Annotated in this window: 10 protein-coding genes; 3 read left to right on the forward strand and 7 right to left on the reverse strand. The window is 62.9% G+C overall.

Annotation, left to right across the window (positions count from 1 at the left end; translation table 11 throughout):
* From ABMA59_RS07770 to ABMA59_RS07780, 3 genes are all read right to left on the reverse strand, one after another.
* Complete coding sequence (locus tag ABMA59_RS07770; protein WP_349004764.1) at window positions 1-906, reverse strand: carbohydrate ABC transporter permease; 906 nt, start codon at window positions 904-906, stop codon at window positions 1-3.
* Between the two features lie 72 nt (window positions 907-978).
* On the reverse strand, window positions 979-2289 hold the full coding sequence (locus ABMA59_RS07775) for an extracellular solute-binding protein (RefSeq protein ID WP_349004765.1): 1311 nt from the start codon (window positions 2287-2289) through the stop codon (window positions 979-981).
* Window positions 2290-2654: 365 nt separating this feature from the next.
* Entirely contained in the window at window positions 2655-3281 is a 627-nt protein-coding gene (locus tag ABMA59_RS07780) for a TetR/AcrR family transcriptional regulator (protein ID WP_349004766.1), read from the reverse strand.
* A gap of 52 nt (window positions 3282-3333) precedes the next feature.
* Here ABMA59_RS07780 and ABMA59_RS07785 point away from each other — a divergent pair, with 52 nt between their 5' ends.
* The 3 genes from ABMA59_RS07785 (at window position 3334) to ABMA59_RS07795 (ending at window position 5638) form a co-directional block, all read left to right on the forward strand.
* Window positions 3334-4200 carry a phosphoenolpyruvate hydrolase family protein gene (locus tag ABMA59_RS07785; RefSeq protein WP_349004767.1) on the forward strand — a complete coding sequence of 289 codons (867 nt, stop codon included), beginning with the start codon at window positions 3334-3336 and terminating at the stop codon, window positions 4198-4200.
* A 4-nt stretch (window positions 4201-4204) separates the two neighbouring features.
* Entirely contained in the window at window positions 4205-4624 is a 420-nt protein-coding gene (locus ABMA59_RS07790; protein WP_349004768.1) for a cupin domain-containing protein, read from the forward strand.
* A gap of 123 nt (window positions 4625-4747) precedes the next feature.
* A complete protein-coding gene (locus tag ABMA59_RS07795; protein ID WP_349004769.1) occupies window positions 4748-5638 on the forward strand; it encodes a DMT family transporter in 891 nt (296 codons plus the stop codon).
* A 1-nt stretch (window position 5639) separates the two neighbouring features.
* Here ABMA59_RS07795 and ABMA59_RS07800 read toward each other — a convergent pair whose 3' ends face one another.
* The 4 genes from ABMA59_RS07800 to ABMA59_RS07815 all read right to left on the reverse strand — a co-directional run bounded on the left by ABMA59_RS07800 (window position 5640) and on the right by ABMA59_RS07815 (window position 19682).
* Window positions 5640-6827: a M24 family metallopeptidase gene (locus ABMA59_RS07800; RefSeq protein ID WP_349004770.1), complete on the reverse strand. Its 1188-nt coding sequence runs from the start codon at window positions 6825-6827 to the stop codon at window positions 5640-5642.
* Between the two features lie 99 nt (window positions 6828-6926).
* Complete coding sequence (locus ABMA59_RS07805; protein ID WP_349004771.1) at window positions 6927-8885, reverse strand: CHASE2 domain-containing protein; 1959 nt, start codon at window positions 8883-8885, stop codon at window positions 6927-6929.
* Window position 8886: 1 nt separating this feature from the next.
* Window positions 8887-12579 (reverse strand): FecR domain-containing protein, encoded by a 3693-nt coding sequence (locus ABMA59_RS07810; protein ID WP_349004772.1) that lies wholly within the window; start codon window positions 12577-12579, stop codon window positions 8887-8889.
* 227 nt (window positions 12580-12806) lie between these two features.
* Entirely contained in the window at window positions 12807-19682 is a 6876-nt protein-coding gene (locus ABMA59_RS07815; RefSeq protein WP_349004773.1) for a DUF4347 domain-containing protein, read from the reverse strand.
* Window positions 19683-19991 lie beyond the last annotated feature (309 nt).

The following is a 19991-nucleotide window of genomic DNA, read 5'->3' on the forward strand; positions in this document are numbered from 1 at the left end:
TCAGCGCTCCTTCACCTTGTTGAGGTACTTCACGTAGATGTTGGTGATGGCGAGCACCATAATCAGCACGATGTATGCGAGCGCGCAGGATCGACCGGTCTGCCATTCCTGGAACGCCATCTTGTAGAGGCGGATCGAGATCACCTCTGTCGTCGGCTGACTGGTCAGGATGTAGGCAAGGTCGAACGTCTTGAACGCCTCCATGGTGCGGAAAATGATGGCTATCATCAGGATCGGCGCGACCAGCGGCAGCGTGATGCGGAAGAAGGTGTAGAACGGTCCGGCCCGGTCGATCGCCGCCGCCTCATAGAGATGCTTCGGCACCGCCGACAAGCCCGCGAGCGACAGCAGCATGACAAAGGGCGACCACATCCAGATATCGGTGAGCGCCACCGCGTAAAGCGCCATGTTGGGATTGGACAGCCATTCGAAGGTGCCGAGCCCGAGCGCATAGTTGATGATGCCGAAGGAGGGATCGTAGAGCAGCTTCCAGAACAGGCCGACCACCGCCATGGACAGCATCATCGGCAGCAGCAGCAGCGTCGTGAGCAAGCCCTTCAGCGGGATGTCGCGGTTGAGCAGCATCGCCATGCCGAAACCGACCAGCACCTGGCCGGTGACCGACACGATAACGTACTGCGCGGTGATCGCGAAGTTCTTCCAGATGAAGTCGTCGTTGAGCAACTCGCGGTAATTCTGCAGGCCGACAAAGTTAGCCGGCGCATTGGTCGAGGCGCGGAAATCGGTGAAGGAGTAGCCCAGCGAATAGATCAGCGGAAAGATGTTGAAGACGATCAGGAAGAGGATCGTCGGAATGATGAAAAGATTGCGGATGGTCAGGTCGCTCCAGCCATGAGCGGCGGCGCGCGTGCTCGGATCGAGCCGGGTCATGACGGCGGTAGCCAAATCCGGATTCCTTCGATTTCAAAAGAAATGGAGAGGGCGGGCTGCGCCCTCTCCAGTTTTTTATTGGCCGACTTATTTAATGCGGTTGTATTTCTTGAAGGTCGCATTCCAGTCGGCGGCGAGATTGTCGAGCGCCTCCTTGGCCGTACCCTGATCGCCCGTGATATAGGGATAGACGCGCTGGTTCATCTGGATCAGCAGTTCCGCATATTCCGGCGTCGCCCAGAAATCCTTCACCTTGAACATCGTGTCGTAGAAAGCCTTGTTGTAGGGCGTGGCATTCTGGAACTCGGCCGATTCGAGCACGGCCTTGTTGCAGGTGTAGCCGCCGAGCGCGGCCCACTTCTTCTGGGTCTCGTCCTTGACGAACCATTCGAGGAACTTGAACGCCTCTTCCTTGTTCTCGGAGTAGTTGACGATCGAGATGCCCTGGCCGCCGAGCGCAGCATACTGGTCGCCGCTGGGGCCGGCCGGGTTAGCGAAGAAGCCTGTGCCCTTGGCATTTGGGTTCGACGATTCATTCACCAGCGCCGGGAAGAAGGCGAAGTAGTTCATGCTCATCGCGGCCAGGTTCTCAGTGATCGCCTGGTTGTCTTCGATGAAGAAGCTCTTGGCCCAGCCGGGAGGCGTGAACTTGTAGAGTTCCTTGTAGGCTTCCAGCGCCTGGACGTTCTTTTCCGAGTTGATGATGCCGTCGACCTTGTAGGTGGCGTAATCGCCAAGTTCGCCGCCCCAGGAGAAGATGGCGTTCTCGACGCCCATCACCAGCGCGTCATAGGAGTTGTCAGTGTAGATGGCGATGCCGTAACGCTTCTGGTCAGGCCGGTGGAAGAACTCGGCAATGTCGCGCAACTGCTTGAAGTCCTTCGGCGGTGCGAGGTCGTAGCCATATTTGGCCTTGAACGCCTCCATCTCCTTGGGATCCTCGAACCAATCCTTGCGGTAGGACCAGCCGACCGCGTCGCCTTCCGCCGGAACCGACCAGTATTTGCCGGAGGCCGCCGGATATTCGGCGTAATATTTGACCGTCGCCGGCGCCATGGTCTCGGCAAGCTTGTGCTTGGCGAAGAAGTCGGTCAGGTCGACATAGTGGCCGGCTTCGGAAGCCGCGCCGATCCACTGCGAGTCGCCGACGACCATGTCGTAGGCCGAACCCTTGGCGTTGAATTCGGTGAAGGCCTTGGTCTGGAAGTCCGACCATGGAGTGGTTTCGACGGTGACCTTGACCCCCGTCTCCTTCTCGTACTCGTTGGCCAGTTCCTGCAGATAGTTCGCTGGATCCCATTCCGCCCAGAAGATCGTCAGTTCCTGCGCGAACGCCGACGTTCCGCAGGCAAGCGAGAATCCGATACCGGCAAGAATGCCGGTCAGTGTCTTTCGCATTACAAGTTCCTCCCTTGTGCATATACGTTCGCAGACCTTTGGATGATCCCTCCAGTCCGTTTGCCTTTTTGCCGCCGCATCGCGGGCCCGACCCTCCCCAGCCGGTTTTCGAACTGCATGGCCTGCCGACCGATGCTGCTCCTCCTTGCAATCTGGTAGTACCAACAAGAGTTCGGCGTCAAGGGCTTTCTTGGCGATTTGAAACCGTTAAAACAGGCTGCTTGGCGCGAAAATTCTTCATTTACATTCACTTTTCTTCATATTCGGCACTCATACGCAGAAATGCGCAAACAGGGACACTGTCGACTTATCAATAAGTCTGACCATCTGGTAGAACCAGATTGGACGACCAAGTCGTCCGTCCCTCACATTTCCGCGACTATCGCGGCCTTCACCAGCGCCGCCGCCGCCCAGCGGGCGACGGATTGCGTTTCCTCCCCATCCAGCCCCCATATGTCCTTGAGCACGATCAGGACCTCCACACCGAACACCAGTGAGAGCGCCTGCGCAAGCCGCTCAAATTGCTCCAGTGGAAGCTTGTCGCGCAACGGCGCCATCGCGTCACGGAGCAAGTCGACGCGATGGCCGCGCGTGAAGCGCGGCTCGTCGCCGAGCGTGCCCGCCTGGCGCCGCGCCCACTGATCAAGCGAGAGTTTCAGCGCGGCCTTGAAGGTCGCCTCGTATGCCTCTATGCGCGGTAGTGACGTACCGATGAGATCGTCAACGCGGGCGGCAGCGTCCTTCGCATCCGAAGTCCAGATAAGGATCGGTCCAAGGCCCTCGTCGACCACGGCCTGCACAAGTGCGGCCTGGCTCGGGAAATAGCGATAGGCGGTGGCGCGCGACACCCCCGCCGCTTCCGCGGCCTCCGTTACCGACGGCGTAACGCCCGACTGCATCAGCCGACTGGCCGTTTCCAGCATCAGCCGGCGGGTGCGGGCGCGCGGGCCGCGCTCGACCTCGTCGGTGTTCGATTGACGTGAGACATCCATATCAATACGATACGCGCGTCTCAAAAAATTTCAACAGCCGTATGAGGGAGAAATGGCGGCCATCCCGCGCAAGAGGATCCTCGAAAAATTCCGCAAGATGATCGCCGACGGCGTGCCGATCGTCGGCGGCGGCGCGGGCACCGGCCTGTCGGCCAAGTCCGAGGAGGCCGGCGGCATCGACCTCATCATCATCTACAATTCGGGCCGCTACCGCATGGCGGGCCGCGGCTCCGCCGCCGGCCTGCTCGCCTATGGCAACGCCAACGAGATCGTCAAGGAGATGGCGGTCGAGGTGCTGCCGGTGGTGAAAAGGACGCCCGTGCTGGCCGGCGTCAACGGCACCGACCCATTCGTGATCATGCCGCACTTCCTGGCGGAACTGAAGGACATCGGCTTTTCCGGCGTCCAGAATTTCCCGACCATTGGCCTGTTCGACGGCACCATGCGCCAGAGTTTCGAGGAAACCGGCATGGGTTTTGGGCTCGAGGTTGACATGATCGCCGCCGCGCACGAGCTCGACCTTTTGACCACGCCTTACGTCTTCAATACCGACGAGGCCAAGGCGATGACCAGGGTCGGCGCCGACATCGTGGTGGCGCATATGGGCGTCACCACGGGCGGCACGATCGGCGCAACGTCGGCGAAATCGCTGGATGACTGCGTGAAAGAGATCGCGGATATCGCCGATGCGGCACGTTCGGTTCGCAAGGACGTGATCCTGCTCTGCCATGGCGGTCCGATCTCCATGCCGGACGATGCCCGCTACGTGCTGGAGCGGGTCGAAGGGCTGCATGGTTTCTACGGCGCCTCTTCCATGGAGCGCCTGCCGGCCGAGGCGGCGATCACAAGGCAGACCGCGGACTTCAAGGCGCTGGCGGTCGGCAAAGCCGCGAAGCCGGCAAAGAAAAAGAAGGGATGAGGCGATGAGCGACAAATCGAAGGTGTTCGTTTATCCGAAGGACGTGACGGCATTCGGCTTCGACTGGGGCAGGCTGGCGCTCACCGTCGCGCCTGAGGTCAATGGCGCGAAGCGGTTTTCCGGAGGCGTGGTAGACCTGCCGTCCGGCCAAGGACATTCACGCCATAACCATCCGGGCGCGGAGGAGATCATCTTTGTCATCTCCGGCAATGGCGAGCAGATGGTCGAGGACGAACAAGGCAACCCGGTTGTTCAAAAGGTCGGGCCGGGCTGCACAATCTTTGTGCCGGAAAGCCGGTTTCATTCCACACTCAACACCGGCGACGGGCCGATGCAGCTTTTTGTCGTCTATTCGCCCACGGGACCGGAACTGGCATTGCGCGACCTGCCGGATTTCCGGCTGATCCAGCCTGAAGCGGGATGACATCACGCAACAAAAATTCAGGGTTCCGCGCAGAACTGGATCAAGCATCGCGTTCACCAAGGCTGTAAGGTTCGATTCGGCCGTCCATTGCCGGAACGGCTTGGACTCCTTGAAAGAACCTCCGTGAACAATGGTATCCTTCTGGCGCTTGTTGCCTATGCCACCTACTCGTGGAGCGATGCGGCGATCAAAGCGCTTGGCGGCCAACTGTCGGTTTTCGAGATCGGCTTTTTCCTGACCCTCGTTTCCGGAACCTGCATATTTCTCGCAAAGCCGAGGCACGAGCGATGGGCCGAGTTCTGGCGAATGAAGCGTCCGTGGGCGGTTCAGGGACGCGCTGTCCTTGGCGTGGCTTCCAGTGTGCTCAGCGTCGTCGCGTTCACTTCGATCCCGCTAGCCGAGGTCTACGCGATCATCTTCCTGGCCCCGCTGTTCGTGACGGTGCTGTCGATTGTCTTCCTCAAGGAGCAGGTCGGTCCGTGGCGCTGGTTCGCGGTGGTCGCCGGTTTCGCGGGGGTGCTGCTGGTGGTGAGGCCCGGCTTCCGCGCCCTGGAATTCGGACATTTCGCCTCGATTGTGCTTGCGCTCATGGGGGCGGTCACGGTCGTGCTGATGCGCTCGCTGGCCCCTCATGAGAAACAGACGACGATGCTGGGCTATCTCATCGTCTACGTGCTTGCGTTCAACGCCGCCGCGATGGTCTTTACCTCGATCACGCTGCCGACGCCGGAGCAGGCAGTGGTCCTGCTGGTGGCCGGCGTGTTCTCGGCGAGCGGGCACATCATCCTGTTGCGCGCCACGCGGTTCGCGCCGGCCAACCAGCTAGCTTCCACGCAATACTCCCAGATCGTCTGGGCCGTCGTGATCGGCGCGCTGCTGTTCAACGAGGAGCCCGACGCATGGACGGTCGCGGGGCTCGCTGTGATTGCCGGATCGGGTCTGCTTACGGTCGCGCGCGAACGCATCCGCCTCGGCAAGGTGCGGTGGAATCCCCTGAACCGGAACCGCGTTTAGGTCAGATGCCGCCCCTGTTCCAGCCGCGGGCGCGCTCGCCGAACATCTCATAGCCGGTCTCGGTAACGGCCACCGTGTCCTCGAGCTTGATGAAGCCGCGCGAAGGATGGAGCATCGTGGTCTCGACCGAGAGCACCATGCCTGCCTCCAGCGGGTTGCCGGCATCCACGCCTTCATAGGCGACCGGATGGTTGGTCATCAGGAAAGGCGCCTCATGGGTGATGACACCCATGCCGTGAGCGAAGAAATCGGTGAAGGCAGCACTTGGCGATGCCTTTAGCGCCATCTCGCCGGCCGCGACTAGGTCGCCGCCCAGCGCGCCAGCGCGGATCTTAGCGAAGGCGGCCTGCTGCACGGCGTCGACTTCCGACAGCAGATCCTCCAGTTCGGCATCCGGTTCGCCAAGCACACCCATGCGGCAGAGATCGCCGATATAGCCGTGGTAGTTGCCACCGGAATCGATCGACAGCACTTCGCCCTTTTTCCAGGCCTGCGGCGAGGCTGCGCGGTTGTGGCTGGAACCCAGCGTCAGCAGGCAATATTCGAAGTGCAGGCCGCGTTTGGTCTCCTCCTTGCGCAAGCGCTCAATGATGTCGGTCTTGGCCGAGCCTTCGTTTGCCCATTCGATCGTAGCGAGCATGGAATCGGTGATGAATTCAGAGGCGGCCCGCAGTTTTGACAGTTCCTCGGGGGTCTTGACCGCCCTCAGGCGCTCGAAGGTCGCGGTGGCATCGACCAGCGCGATGCTGTTGCCGAGATTTTCAAGAACGGCGTGCGCGTCGGAGGGCAGGAAGGGCGGCTCGATGCCGATGCGCGCGCCTGGCTTCGCCAATTTGCGGATATGCTCGGCGGCGAGGTTGGCGGCGTCGACGCTGGCCCAAGTCGCAGGCTGGAAGGTCGGCGTCCAGAACGGACGGTTGACATGCTCCGCGCCCTCCATCTTGTTGGCGATGTAGGCGGCGTTTTCAGGCCTGCCCTTCTCGTAGACCAGCACCGGCAGGTAGCGGCTGTGGCCGATGGCGTCCATGGCGGCGAAGAAGATGAACTTGTAGCCGCCAAGCAGGTACTGGACGTTGTGCTTCGAGGTGGCAACCAGGATGTCGAGCCCGGCCGCGTCCATCAGGCGGTCGAGCTTTTCGTGGTCGAACGGAATGGCAATTTCGCCGGCGGTCTGCGATTTGATGTTCATAATGTCTCTCCCTCATCGCACCGTAGCGCGGGGCGGCGGTGGTTCGCAACGGCGATGATGTCGGGCGGCGGGATTCATGCCGGCGACACCATCCGCGCCTCATCCGACCTCCCCTCGATCCGAAAACCGTTGCTTCAACAGCCGGTAAAACCCATCGACGCGCGGAAGGGTTTTGGACAGTTTTTCGAAGCGCGGGTCGTGGCTGGTGGTCCTCCCCATGCGCACATCGGCCAGAAAAGCCGCGTGCTCGGCCAGCGCCTCGGCCGAGGCTTCGGGCACCGGAGTCGAGACGGCGACGGCCTCGGACTTGCCCTTGACGCGGACACTGTCGAGTTCGGCCAGCGCGATCTTGCCGCCGGCGCGACGCGCCGTCTGCTCGCCAACCAGGATCGACACGCCGAACGCCTTGGTCTCGCTTTCCAGCCGCGAGGCGAGGTTCACGGCATCGCCCAGTGCCGAATAGTTGAAGCGGAAGTCGGAGCCCATATTGCCGACGACGCAGTCACCGGTGTTGATGCCGATGCCAATCTTCAGCGGATGCGGCTTCCTGGCAAAAATGTCGGCTTCGGCCTCGCGCTCGACATTCAGCGCGTCCACCGCCTTCAGCATGCCGAGCGCGGCCTCGATGGCGTGACGGGCGTGGTCGGGATCGTCGAGCGGCGCGTTCCAGAAGGCCATGATGGCGTCGCCGATATATTTGTCGATGGTGCCTCCAGCCTTCAGGATCACGTCGGACAGCGGGTTGAGCAGCCGGTTCATCAGCCGCGTCAGGCCTTCCGGATCGTCCTTCATCTCTTCGGAAATTGTGGTGAAGCCACGCACGTCGCAGAAAAGGATGGTGAGTTCGCGCCGCTCGCCGCCGAGTTTCAGCTGGCCGGTATCGTCGGCCAGCCGGCCGACCAGCACCGGCGACAGATATTGCGAGAAGGCGCGGGTGATGCGCATACGCCGCCGCCGCTCGGCCGCATAGTCGCGCGCGCTCTGGATGGCGGCGACGCCGGCGAAGGAAAGCGAGGGGGCGAGCGGCGCGAGATAGAAGCGGCCATAGTGCAGCAGAAGAAAGCTGGCGCCGAAAAACAGCACGATGGTCACGACGGATACCAGACCTGTAACGTATCCAGTGCCGCGCCATATGACCACGCCTGCAAGCAAAGCCCCCGCGATCGTCGACAGGGCAGCCAGCGATGCCTGGGCCGGCGTGACGAACAGGCCGCGCGCCAGGTTTTCCAGAACAGTCGCCTGCAGCTCGGCGCCAGGGATCAGATTGCGGCTGCGCACCGTGTAGGGGGTGGCGAACACGTCCGCGCCGCCGGAATCGACGCCGGAGGCGGACTGCATGGACAGGCCGACAATGACGATACGGTCGCGGAAGATGCCGGGAGGCAAAAAGCCCTTCGGGTCGAGCGCCTGGTAATAGGAGACTGTCTGGAATGTGCGGGCCGGGCCAAAAGCCTGGATCAACGCATCCGGCGGCGGGCTGCCGGGCGCCACACCGGTGGCTTCCAGCAGGCGCGTGGCAAAGCCGTCGGCATAGGGCGGCATGCGCCGGACGATGCCGTCGCCGTCTAGCAAGACGGAGGCGATGCCGGGTTTCGCGCCGGCCTCGGTAAAGGCAGGCAGGGGTTCCACCCTTATGCGCTGGTCGGCCTGCGGCGTCCGGATGATGGTTTCGTCGGCGGCCAGCACCACATCCGGCCCCAGCGTCGCCGCCAGCGCCGCGTCGCCGGCTGCGGCGGAAGGTTCGGCAAAGATGATGTCGAGGCCCACCGCCTTCGCGCCGGCCGCGCGCAGCGACCGGACCAGTGTGGCATGCAGGTCGCGCGGCCAGGGCCAGCGGCGGCCGATCTCGGCCATGGACGGTTCGTCGATGGCGACGATGATCGGTGAATCTTCGGTCGGTGCCGGCGGGGCGATTGTGGAGAAATAATCGAAGATTTTCAGCTCGATCAGCCGCCAGGGCGAGGTCAACGAAGCGGCGCCGGCGACCGCCGCGACCAGCGGGACGATGACGGCCAGTTGCCAGAAGCGGCGACTGGCGCCGCCGGCGCGACGCGTCATCTCAGAACCGCATTTTCAGGGAGCCGGTGAAGACGCGGCCCCAGCCCGGCGTATACGGAGCGACCTCGAAGTCTTCGTCGAAAAGATTGTATGCCGCGAGCTCCAGTTCGAAGCGCTTGTCGAATGGCTCCCAGGTCAGGAATGCATCGGCGGTCCAGTAACCGTCCATCATCCTGTTAAAGGGTACTGTTGCACTTTCACCCCACCGTTCTCCCACATATGTTCCCGCAACGGTCACCTTCAGGTTCGATGTACTTACCCAGGTAAGACCAATTCGTGCAGTCCTGTATGGTACATACGGCAGCGGGCCGCCAAAACTGGCTGATGAGGAATCCAGATTCTCCGAATCGAGATATGCAAGACTGGCGAAAGCACCGAAGCCATGCGTGAGCCACAAATTTACGGTGGCGCTCAGACGATCGATACGGCCTTCGCTAAGAGATATCTGGTTGAGAGACAAGGGCACGGGAATTGCCAGCGTGTCCAAGTCCTGGTGCTGGTAGTCGACCGATGTAAAGATATACGGGCTCCATTCCGCATCCCAACGAGCCCCAAACGTTTGGGAGGTGCCGCCAACGTCGAGCGGCGCCTGGTTGGGTTGCAATCCGAGCACGCCGATCGGGGCGAGCGTCGCGCCGTTGATCGCGCTGCTCTCCTTCATATACATGGCACGCAGCCAGTGCCCTTCAAATGGTGACCAGGCCAAGCCGACCCTAGGCTCGGGAGTAAATTCGTCGAGCGAACCCCCATCGAGATAGGTTGCGAACATACCGGCTTCCGCCTGCAATACGGGTGTGATCTCGTAGATCACGTCGGCGTAGACTCGGCCTGCCGCCAAGTCGAAGTTAGTTTCCTGCGTTATGTCTTCCAACGGCAAGGTGGGCGTCAAAATCCTGGTGCGAACTGATCGATCCTGATCAAACGTGCCAGCTTCGAGGCCATACCGCAGAGTAAATTCGTCGATGCCCAAGCTATGATTTATGGAACCGATAATGGATATTGATTTTGATTCTATCGTTTGGTCAACAGCAGCAAAGTCCACTGGATTTCCAGATTGATCCACTTCAATTGCAAGATTTTCTTGAAAGCTGTTACGATTGAAGCCTGACGCTAACACTCCGGTGCTGACTACATTTCGGTATCCAAATGAATGACTCCACGCGACTCCAAAGTTCCCGTTTCGATCCTCGACAGAATTGGAATACAAGTCGCCGACAAAATCACTGATCTGGCTAAACCCGTTGCTTAAATTGTTTGTAGAATCATCAAACGCGCCGAACGCGACGATGTTGTCATTCGGAGTCGGGCTGGCCGCAAGATAACCGAAGCCGGTAAGCCCATCGTCGGCAAGATCGAAGGAGGTATTGTCGAATGATACGCCCGGGCTCGCGCCACTTCGGCTCTCATTCGTATCCGTCTTGGATAATTGCCCATAGACGCTGATCGGAAACGGGTAGGTCGCGTATCCCCTGATCTCGCCCTCAGCATTCCAGCCGCTCCCGTCGCCCGCTACACCTCCGCCGCCGAGCGTTGCCTCGAAGAACGGGCGGTGGATTAGATTGGCGCCACGAGTCCTGCTGGCGAGCATGCGTGGGTCAAGCAGGAGAGCCTGTGTGAATGAACCAAGCACGGAATCGTTCGGTGTCGGCTCCGGGACTGGATCCTTTCCGTAATCACCTTGAACCGCGAAAGGATTTGGGCTGCCAGCAACCGCCTGGTCAACCAGCGCACTGGCCGAAAACGGATCGAAAACCACATCGCCATAATACCTGCCCCAGGCATTGAGGCCCTGAAGACGATAGGCATCATTCAGTGTCGAGCCCTGATCGCGGCTGGCGCTGAGGGCAGCATAGTCGCCGCCGCGCGCCCGCGCTCGCTTCAGCGCTTCCTGCGCAGCGCGAATGGCGCGGTCGGAATCATATTCGTTCGCCGCGATCGCAACCTCGGCGGATGCCGTGACCGGGTCGTTTGGATCGAGCCGATTGGCGTTTTCCAGCGCCTGTTCGGCAGGTTCCTTGTCGCCCTTTTCGTAATAGGCGGCGGCAAGCAGCAGGAGCACCTGGGCGTAGGTCGGATTGGCGGTCGAGGCGGCAAGCAGGTCCTGTACGGCCTTATCCATCTCGTTCGTCTCGATATAGTAGCGCCCGCGCGCCACCAGCCCGATGTCGAAGGACGGGTCTTCCGCCATCGCGGTGTCGATCTCGGCCTTCGCCTCGGCAACGCGGCCCTGGTCGAGATAAAGCAGCGCCAGATTGGCGCGGGCAAGCGGGTCCTGCGGGTCGAGTTCCACACCTTTCAGGAAAGCCGCCTCGGCCTCGCGGTTGGCGTCGCGGGCGCTCAGCACCAGCCCGAGCAGGTTCCAGGCCGAGGTCGAGCCGGGCATGAGTTCGGAGGCGCGGGTGGCGTCGGCGAGCGCGCCTTCGAGGTCGCTTTGGACTACGACGCGGTAGCGGGCGCGGGCTTCCAGCGCGGTCGGATCGTCCGGATCGAGCGCCAGCGCACGCTGGATCGCTTCCTCGGTCTGCGGGCGGTCGTCGACCAGAATGGCGAGTTGGGCGCGGACCGCCGGCAAGGTCGGGTCGTTGGGATAGCGCTGTTCGGCGCGGCGCACGATTTCTATAGCCGCCGGAATGTCCTGCAGAAAACCCGCCGTCCAGGCGGCGGCGATGGCGCCGGCCGGGCCGCTGGCCTCGCCGCTCGGCGGCTGCTCAATGCGGTTCGGATTGACCAGCGCGCGCGAGAAATAACCGCCATATTCCGCCATTGCCCGCCGGCTGCCGGACAGTTTTGGCGCGGCGCGGGAGAACAGCGGGATCGCGTCGGCGTAGCGTTTTTCGGAAGCCGCGATCATGGCGTCGACAAGGTCGAGGCGGGCGCGCTGGGCGGGAGCGAGGCGGAAGGCGCGTGCCTGGTCGGCGGCCTTCTTCGCGGCGGCGCGGCCGTCATAGGACAGCGCCACCTCGGCCAGCGTCAGCCATTGCTCGCCCGTGCGGGCCGCCTCGGGGATTTCGGCGATCTTCGCCCGCTCCTCCCGCATCTCGCGGCTGGAGAGCGGCGATGCAGGGAGGATCAAAAAACTGTCGCGAAGCGAGAGATAAAAGAGCATCTGCTCGCGGTCGTCCGGCGCGACGATCACCGTCTTGGTCGGCGCCTGGCCGATGCGGGCAGAAGCCGCCTCGCCCGGCACGACCGTGACCGAGCCAAGCGCGTTCGACAGTTCGACCTTGCCTTCCAGCACGGTGAGCGACGTGCGGTCGCCGACGACCGTCATCGTCCAGTCGGTGCCGCGAATAGCGGCCGCCGCCGCCGGCGTCTCGATGACGAGACCCTCGCCGCCACGCTCGGCGCGCGCCCATATGCTGCCGCTCTCCAGACTGAACAGCGAATCGGCGCCGGGGTTGATCTCCTTCACCACGAGCGTGGTGTTGCGTCCGAGCCGGACCTGGGTGTTGTCGGAAAACAGCACGGCGAGGCTGCCCAGTGCGTTGGTGCGCAGCTCGTCGCCGGCCAAGAGATCCTGGTGTATGTCGACGCCGCGCCAGTTGCTGACGTCGATGAAACGCACTTCCTCGCCGGTCTTGCGGGCGATCACCGAGCCCGCGGCAGGCGCGTTGCGCGGAACGGGGTCGGCGGTCGCGATGCTGGCGCAGCCAAGCATCAACCCTGCCGCCAGTGCCCCCACGAACTTGCGCATGATACCGTTATCGCGCCCCAATCCCCGAGCGTTATGGTGAGAAAGGCAAAGCGGTGTCAAGCTTGCGAGCGTCGGTTTGACGCAGAACGGGCCGTATCAACGGCCTCTACCGACTTTTGGGAGGAAGCTGACGGTGGGTCATGCCGGGCTGACGGGATGGTCGATTCGAACTGCCGGGAAGCGGTTGGCCGGGCGAACCTCGCGGGAACGCCCGGCGTTGACCGGCTTCAGACCACGACGAAATCGTTCGCCGACAGCGAAGGCAATCCGGTCAGCGTCGCGAAGTGGACACCCGCGCCCGCACCATTGGCATCGGCGTCATAATAGAGATTGCCGGTAACGGTGTCGTAGATGATGTGGTCGTTGGTGTCCTGCGCCGTGCCGGTGGCATTCGCCCGGAAATAGCCGGACAAAAGCGGCCCGGTAACCGCCAAAGCCGCGAACACCGATTTATGCAGCTCCATGCGGTCGCCGGCCGGGTTGAAGTCGGCGATGGTGTCGACATTGCCGGCGCCGAGCGCGGTGGAGAATACGAACATGTCGTTGCCGCCGAGGCCGCGCAGCGTGTCGGCGCCGCCCTTGCCGTCGAGCCGGTTGGCGCCGGCGTTGCCGACGATCTCCTGACCGAATTCGTTGCCGGTCAGGTCGATGCCGGAGGTACCGGCCGAACCGTTGGTGGTGAACAGCTCGATCTCTACGCCCTTGCTGAGCGTGTAGTCGACCGCCGCCATGACCCGGTCGGTTCCCTGAAGCGCGCCGTCGACGATAACGTCGCCAGCGTTGAACACGCGGTAGGTGTCGTTGCCGCCGAAGCCGCGCAATATGTCGGCCCCGCCGACACCGCCGCCATGCAGCACGTTGTCTCCGGCATTGCAGGTAATGACCTGGGAGAACGTGTTGCCGGTCAGGTCGATGGCCGTCGTGCCGCTGACGGATGTCGTCTGCAGATGTTCGACTTCTGAACCTGCCGTGAGCTTGTAGCTGACGCCGGCGGCGACCCGGTCAATGCCCTCGCCGACATTCTCGACGACCACATCGCCGGCATTGTAGACATAGTAGGTGTCGTTGCCGAGCAGGCCCTCCAGCCTGTCCGCCAAGCCTTTGCCCCCGTCGTTCAAGATGTTGTCGCCATAATTGCCGGTGATCGTCTGGGCGAGCCGGTTACCGGTCAGGTCGATCGCATAGGTGGCGGTGCGCGAGGTGGTGTTCAGCACCTCGATCTCGGCGTCCGGCGTCAGCACGTAGCTGAGCGAGGCCGTCACGCGGTCGAACCCCTCGCCGGCATTCTCCATGATGTAGTCGCCGGCGCTGCGGGCGTAATAGATGTCGTCGCCAGCCAGACCCTTGAGGATATCGGCCTCGCCCTTGCCGCCGTCGAGAAAATTGTTGCCGGCGTTTCCGGTGATGACCTGGGCAAGCTCATTTCCGGTCAGGTTTATCGCGGTCATAGCCGTCGCGGATGTGGTGTTCAGATATTCGACATGAACGCCCGCTCCCAGCGTATAGCTGACGCCGGCGGTAACCCTGTCGGCATCCCCTTCGTTCTTGCCTTCGACGATGACGTCGGCGGCATTGTAGACGGCATAGGTGTCGTTCCCGCCGCGCCCGATCATTATGTCCGGCGACGAGCCGAGGCCCGGCCCGGCCGTGCCGCCGTCATTGATGAAATTGTCGCCGTCATTGCCGATGATCGTCTGCGACAGGGCGTTGCCCTGAAGATTGATGGCGGTCGTTCCTTTCGAGTTGGTCGTGTTCAGGAACTCGATGTCGGCGCCGGCGGCAAGCGCATAGCTGGTGTTGACGGCAACGCGGTCGGCCGTGCCCTCCCCTGCAACCTCAATGACCACGTCACCGGCGTTGTTGACGTAGTAGGTGTCGTTGCCGGCCTTGCCTTCCATGGTGTCGGCGCCGAAGCCGCCATTGAGCGCATTGTCCGAGGCGTTGCCGATCAGCACGTCACCGTCGCTGTCCACCCCGGCGATGGTCACGGTGACCGTGGCGGTGTAACCGCCAAGCAGGGTGTAGGTGAAGCTGTCGGTCGCAGTCAGATTGGTGGCGCCGGAAAGGGCGCCCGGCAGATTGTTGAAGGCGCCGTTCGGATCGTAGTCGAAGGTGCCATCCGTATTGACGGTGAGCAACGCGCCGGATGGCAGCGTTATCTGCGTGCCGACATTGCCGGCGCTGCCGTTCACCTCGGCGATGACGAAGTCCGGACCGCTGTCGAGGCCGTCGCCATTGTCGTCGAAGAGGTTCTTGCCGAGCCCGAGCGTGCGATTTTCCCAAATGGTGAAGGCATCGTCCTGCGCGCCGGTGGCGGTGATGCCGATCAGGATCGGAGCGGAGGAGCCTTCGCCATTGTCCTTGCCGTCATCGACCGTCATGCCGACGATGCGCAGCGGCAGATAGCTGGCGGGATCGGCCACCGATCCGTCCGGATCGTCACCGGAGGTGAAGGTGACGGTGCGCAGAACCTTTTGGTAGTTGGCCAGCGTGTCGTTGCCCGTCAGCGTGAGCGTGAAGGTGTTCGGATCGTAGACAGCGGTGATCGCGGTGCCGGTCGTGTCGGCGGCAAGGACGTCGCCGGGCAGGCCGCCTGGACCGGTCGAATCATCGAGATAGATGGTCGCGCCGACCGCCGTTCCGCCGTCGGGATCGACATCCTCGAGCTCCAGCTTCGGTGCGAGCACCAGCGTGTCGCCTTCGGTAAACTCGAGGAACCGCGGATAAAGCGACTCAAACTCCGTATCCATCTGGCCGATGGCGATGTCAGAGGGGACACCAAAGGTTGGGATCGGCGTGAGATCAGGAGCGAACGTGCCGTCGCCCTTGCCGAGCAGCACATGGATTTCCTCGCTGCCGGTGCTCAGCGCGACGATATCGAGATTGCCATCGTCGTTCATGTCGGCGAGTTTTAGGCTCGACGGTCCCGCCCCCACCGCATAGCTGACTGCAGGGGCAAACAAACCACCGCCGGCATTCAAGACCACATTTGCCGTGTTGAGCACGGAATCGACGGTGACGATGTCAAGCTTGCCGTCCCCGTTGACGTCACCCAACTGCACATCCTTCACGGACATGCCGACGCCAGCAGACACCATTGTGGTGGTGAACCCGCCGGCCCCGTTGTTGGTCATCAAGCCGATAAAACCCGGGCCCAAGTCAGCAACCACGATGTCGGCGCCGTTGATCCCGTCCATGTCGCCCACGGCGATCTGTCCTGGTACCGGGACGCCGGCAGGAGTGGGAGGCATGAAAGCGAACCCGCCCATGCCATTGCCGGTTCCGATCAACACTCCTCCGGCAACGGTCGCGGCGATGTCGAGCTTGCCGTCTGCATTGAAGTCGCCGGTCGCGAGTTCAGTCAGGCCGAAGCCGAAAGTCGTCGGCACCAACGTGGTCGTGAACGAGCCGTCGCCAGCGCCGACGAGCAATTCGGCCACAATGCCGTTGGTGCCGCCTACGAACAGGTCGATATTGCCATCGCCGTTGAAATCGCCGCTGACCATCGACACCGGCACCGGCATGACCGCGACCGGCGTCGTCGGGGTGAGGCAGCCGCAGCCGTCGTTCTCCAGAATGGTCACGGCGGAGAGCGTCGGGCTCATCACCGCCACGTCGAGATCGCCGTCATTGTCGAAGTCGGCCAGCAAAACCTTGGTCGGAGAAACGCCGCCGTCCTCCGAGGAGCCGCCCGCCGTGTCGCCCTCGCCGTCGCCGCTGATCACGTCGACCGTGCCATCCGCCGGAATCGTCACGACATAGTCAAGTCCGGGGGACAGCCGGATGATCGGGGCGTCGTTGACCGCCTCTACTTCGACTGAAGCCTGCGCGGTGCCGTTCGAATAGGCGGAGGTGCCGCCATTGACCGACGTATCGGCGTATTGTTGCGTCGTGTCGTTCGAGGCTGTGCCGGTGGTCTGATCCCAGGCGCGGAAGTTGACGGTCGCCGTCTCGCCGTCTAGGCCGTCGGGCATATAGCTGACGAGAGTGTCGGGCGAGAGCAGCAGCGCATGTCCGTCGGACACCGAACCGAAGCTGAGCCAGGTGAAGCCGCCGTCGGTCGAATATTCCCATTCGCCGTTGCCGGTCAGGCCAGTTACCGCGATGCCGACATCGTCACCGTCGAGATCGCCGAGGGTGGTGCCCGCAAGCAGATCGGCGACCGTCACTTCGGTGTTCGGATTGTCCTCGTCCGTCGACGGCAGTTCGACCGGCCCGCCCGACAGCGTTGGTGCGTCGTTCAGCGCCGAGATCGAAACGGTTGCACCGAGGGAGACTGAGGCCGTATCGACGCCGCCACCGTCCGTGCCGCCATTGTCGCGGATGCCGGTGAGCGTAACGACGCGATCGCTGGTGTCGGGATTTTCGCTGGAATTCGTATAGGTGAGCCCGTCGATCAATGTCTGGGCGTCGGCAACTGAGACACCGCCCGGCATGGAAAGCGTGACGGTCGCCACGCCGGCGACGACGGCAACGCTGTAACCTGTGCCATTGGCTGAGGTCGTTCCTGTCGTCCCATCGGTCAGCACCACATTGGTGCCGTCGACGCCAAGAATCTCGCCGACGCCGTCGGCAAGGTTCGCGACCGTCAGCGTGACCTGATTGATCTCCTGCCCGGCCTCGCCGGTGTCGATCGAGACAGCCGAGAACAGGTCGACCGCCGGTCCGTTTTCGGTGAAGGTCGGCGTTTCGGCGGCGGCGCTGAGCGAAGGCGCGTCGTTGACCGCCGCAACCGACACCGGAACAAGCACCGCAGTCGACGTGGCGGTGTCAGGTGAGCCAGCGCCGGCGATCTCCTCGCTGGTGGCCGTCACGGAAAGGGTGAAATCGCCGTTGTAGTTGGCGGCCGGCGATAGGACGATCTGTTCCTTTCCTTCCGCCAGGGCGTCGAGAAAGGCGATCTCGGCGGCCGTGGATCGGTCGATTACCCAGGCGCTCGTCGGATCACCGCTGTCGGCGCGTTCCCCGACCGTAAGGGTGAAGTCGGCCGGAAGGCCATCAACTGTCACCTGCGAAAGGATCTCCGAGCCGTCGGCGTCGGCCAGCGCGACGCTCGTGGGCAAGGTGATCGCCTGGTCCTCCAGTGCCACGACCGATGCTTCGCCGGCATCATAGACGCGGTAGGCGATGTCGTTGCGGGTACCGGTGTTGGCGAAGTCGACCCAACTGACGACAAAATTGCCGTCGGCGAGCACGGTCACCGTGGCCTGTCCTTCATTGTTGGGATCGGCTGTTTCCGTGACCGCGATCGGGCCGCCATTCGGAGTGCCGTCAACGCTGAAAACCTGAGCGAAAACATCGCGGGCCGAAGTACCGCCATTGCCGACCCATGTGACGACAAAGCGGCCGTCCGGCAATGTCGCCACGCTGGAGGTGAAATCGATCGGAACGCCCGTTGCGACGTCAAAACTCGTCTGCAAGACGCCGGTGCCGTCATACACCGCACCATGTATGTCGTCTCCGGCAGTCCAGGTCGCGACGAAGCCGCCGGTCGCGGCCGGCGCCAGGCTCACATCCTCACCCAAGATGGAAATCGTGACGGGCGCTGCCGCGACGCCGGCCGCGTCGACCACGCGCGCCACGATGGCTCCGCCCTCCTCCCATGAAACCACATAGCCGCCGCCGTCCAGCGCGGCCACCGCGTTCGGCGGCGGCTGCAGTGAAACGCCGTAGTCGCCGTTGCCGGTGAGTTGGACCGGGCTGGCATCGATGGCGACGCCGCTGTCTGTGAAGCGTTGTGCATGGATGATGGTTTCGGTGGCGGTCTGCTCTTGCCATGTCGCGACGAAACCGCCGCCATCCAGCGCCGTGACCGTGGGCTGGAATTCGGCACCTGCCGTCACCGCCAGATCGATCGTCGCGACCGGGACCGTGCTTCCAGCTGCGTAGACGGCGGCCTTGACATTAGGCTGGCCGAACAGATCGTCGGTCCACGCCACGACGAATGCGTCGCCGGGGAGCGCCGCGACGGATGGTTGCGATTCCGCTCCGCCCGTACCCGGCGTGACATCGAAGACGCCGCCATTGGCCGTTCCGTCGGCATTGAAGAGCTGCGCCTGGATGTTGGCGTTGACAGATGCCTGCGTCCAGACCTGGACGAAACCGCCGCCCGACAGGCCGGCTGAGGCCGGACTGTCTTCATAGGCATTGGTGCCGGTCACCACATGATGCGCGATGTCGAGCGGCACCGGGCTGTCGGCGACTCCTGGACGAACGGCGGGCATGTCGGCGGCAGGCGCAACGTCGATGGTGGCGACGACCGGCGTGGATGGGGTGCCGCTCAGGTCGAATGCGACGAAGTCAAATGCGGTCGAGCCGCTCCAGTTTGTGTCGGGGACGAAGAAAAGCAGCAACTCGCCGCTGCTGGAAGGATAGTCGACTCCCGCAGCGATCTCATTGTCGAACATATCGTAGAGCTTACCGTGCTGCGGCAGGCTGCTCAGGCGGAAGACGAGATCCGTGCCGTCCTCGGGGTCGTACGCATTCAGAATGACGGTGATCCAGAAATCGTCTTCCAGGCCCGTGCCGTCGGTCGCTGAAGCGATGGGCGGGAGCCCGTCCAGGACGTGGGGATACTGGCTGCGGGCCTGCGCCGAGACAAAGAGCGGCGCGGCAACCTCGCCACCCACCGTCGAGAGATTCCAGCCGCCGCCGAGCGCAGCCGCGCCGACAGGGCCTTCGGCGGCTGCGACGCAAGCGCCGGTCACATCAGCAAGGCGCTCGACAAATGCCCGGCCAGCCGCGCCCCGGCCGACTTCGCAGCCATAAACGAGGATGTCGCCGCCATCGCGCAGCGCCGCACCGATCGAAGAGAGTTCGTCCGCATAAACAGCGAGGTTCGCGGCAGTGAGCCCGTTCGCGCCGATGCGGATGTCGCCGGGCGCGCCGTGCGAGAGAATGTGGATGGTGGCAAGGTCGCGGACGCCTCGCAGCGCCGAGGCAAGCTGCGCCACGCCATCGATGGCTGTGTCGAGAAGAACGACGCGGATCGTGGACGCCACGTCCCGCACGAGCGTGTCCCAGTCGGCGACGCGCGGATCGACGAACAGATAGGCCGTCACCGAAGCGTCCGTCCGTAGCTCGAATGCGTATGGCTTGCCCATCGATCCCTCCCGCGAAAACAGCTTTAGGACGCCACGGCAAACATGCATCGCGGCGCCCGGACATCCGGCGAGGTCTTTCGGCTATGTCATCTGAGAATCCGGCCGCCGCCGGATTGTTCGCCCGATCGGCCCGACCGAGCCCCACCCCGTCTCGCCGGTTTCAAACCGGCACTGCCCGGAAAAGTTGTAGGCGATTCGGTGCTGTGCCGACAGCCGATCCGTGAAAAAATTTCCACGGGCGGTAAATAGAACGTAGCAGCGCGATACCCTGACGTTTCGCCGATGTTATTGCAAAGGTGCGGTATCACC

The sequence above is a fragment of the Mesorhizobium yinganensis genome, from assembly GCF_040081985.1.
GTDB classification, from domain to species: Bacteria; Pseudomonadota; Alphaproteobacteria; order Rhizobiales; family Rhizobiaceae; genus Kumtagia; species Kumtagia yinganensis.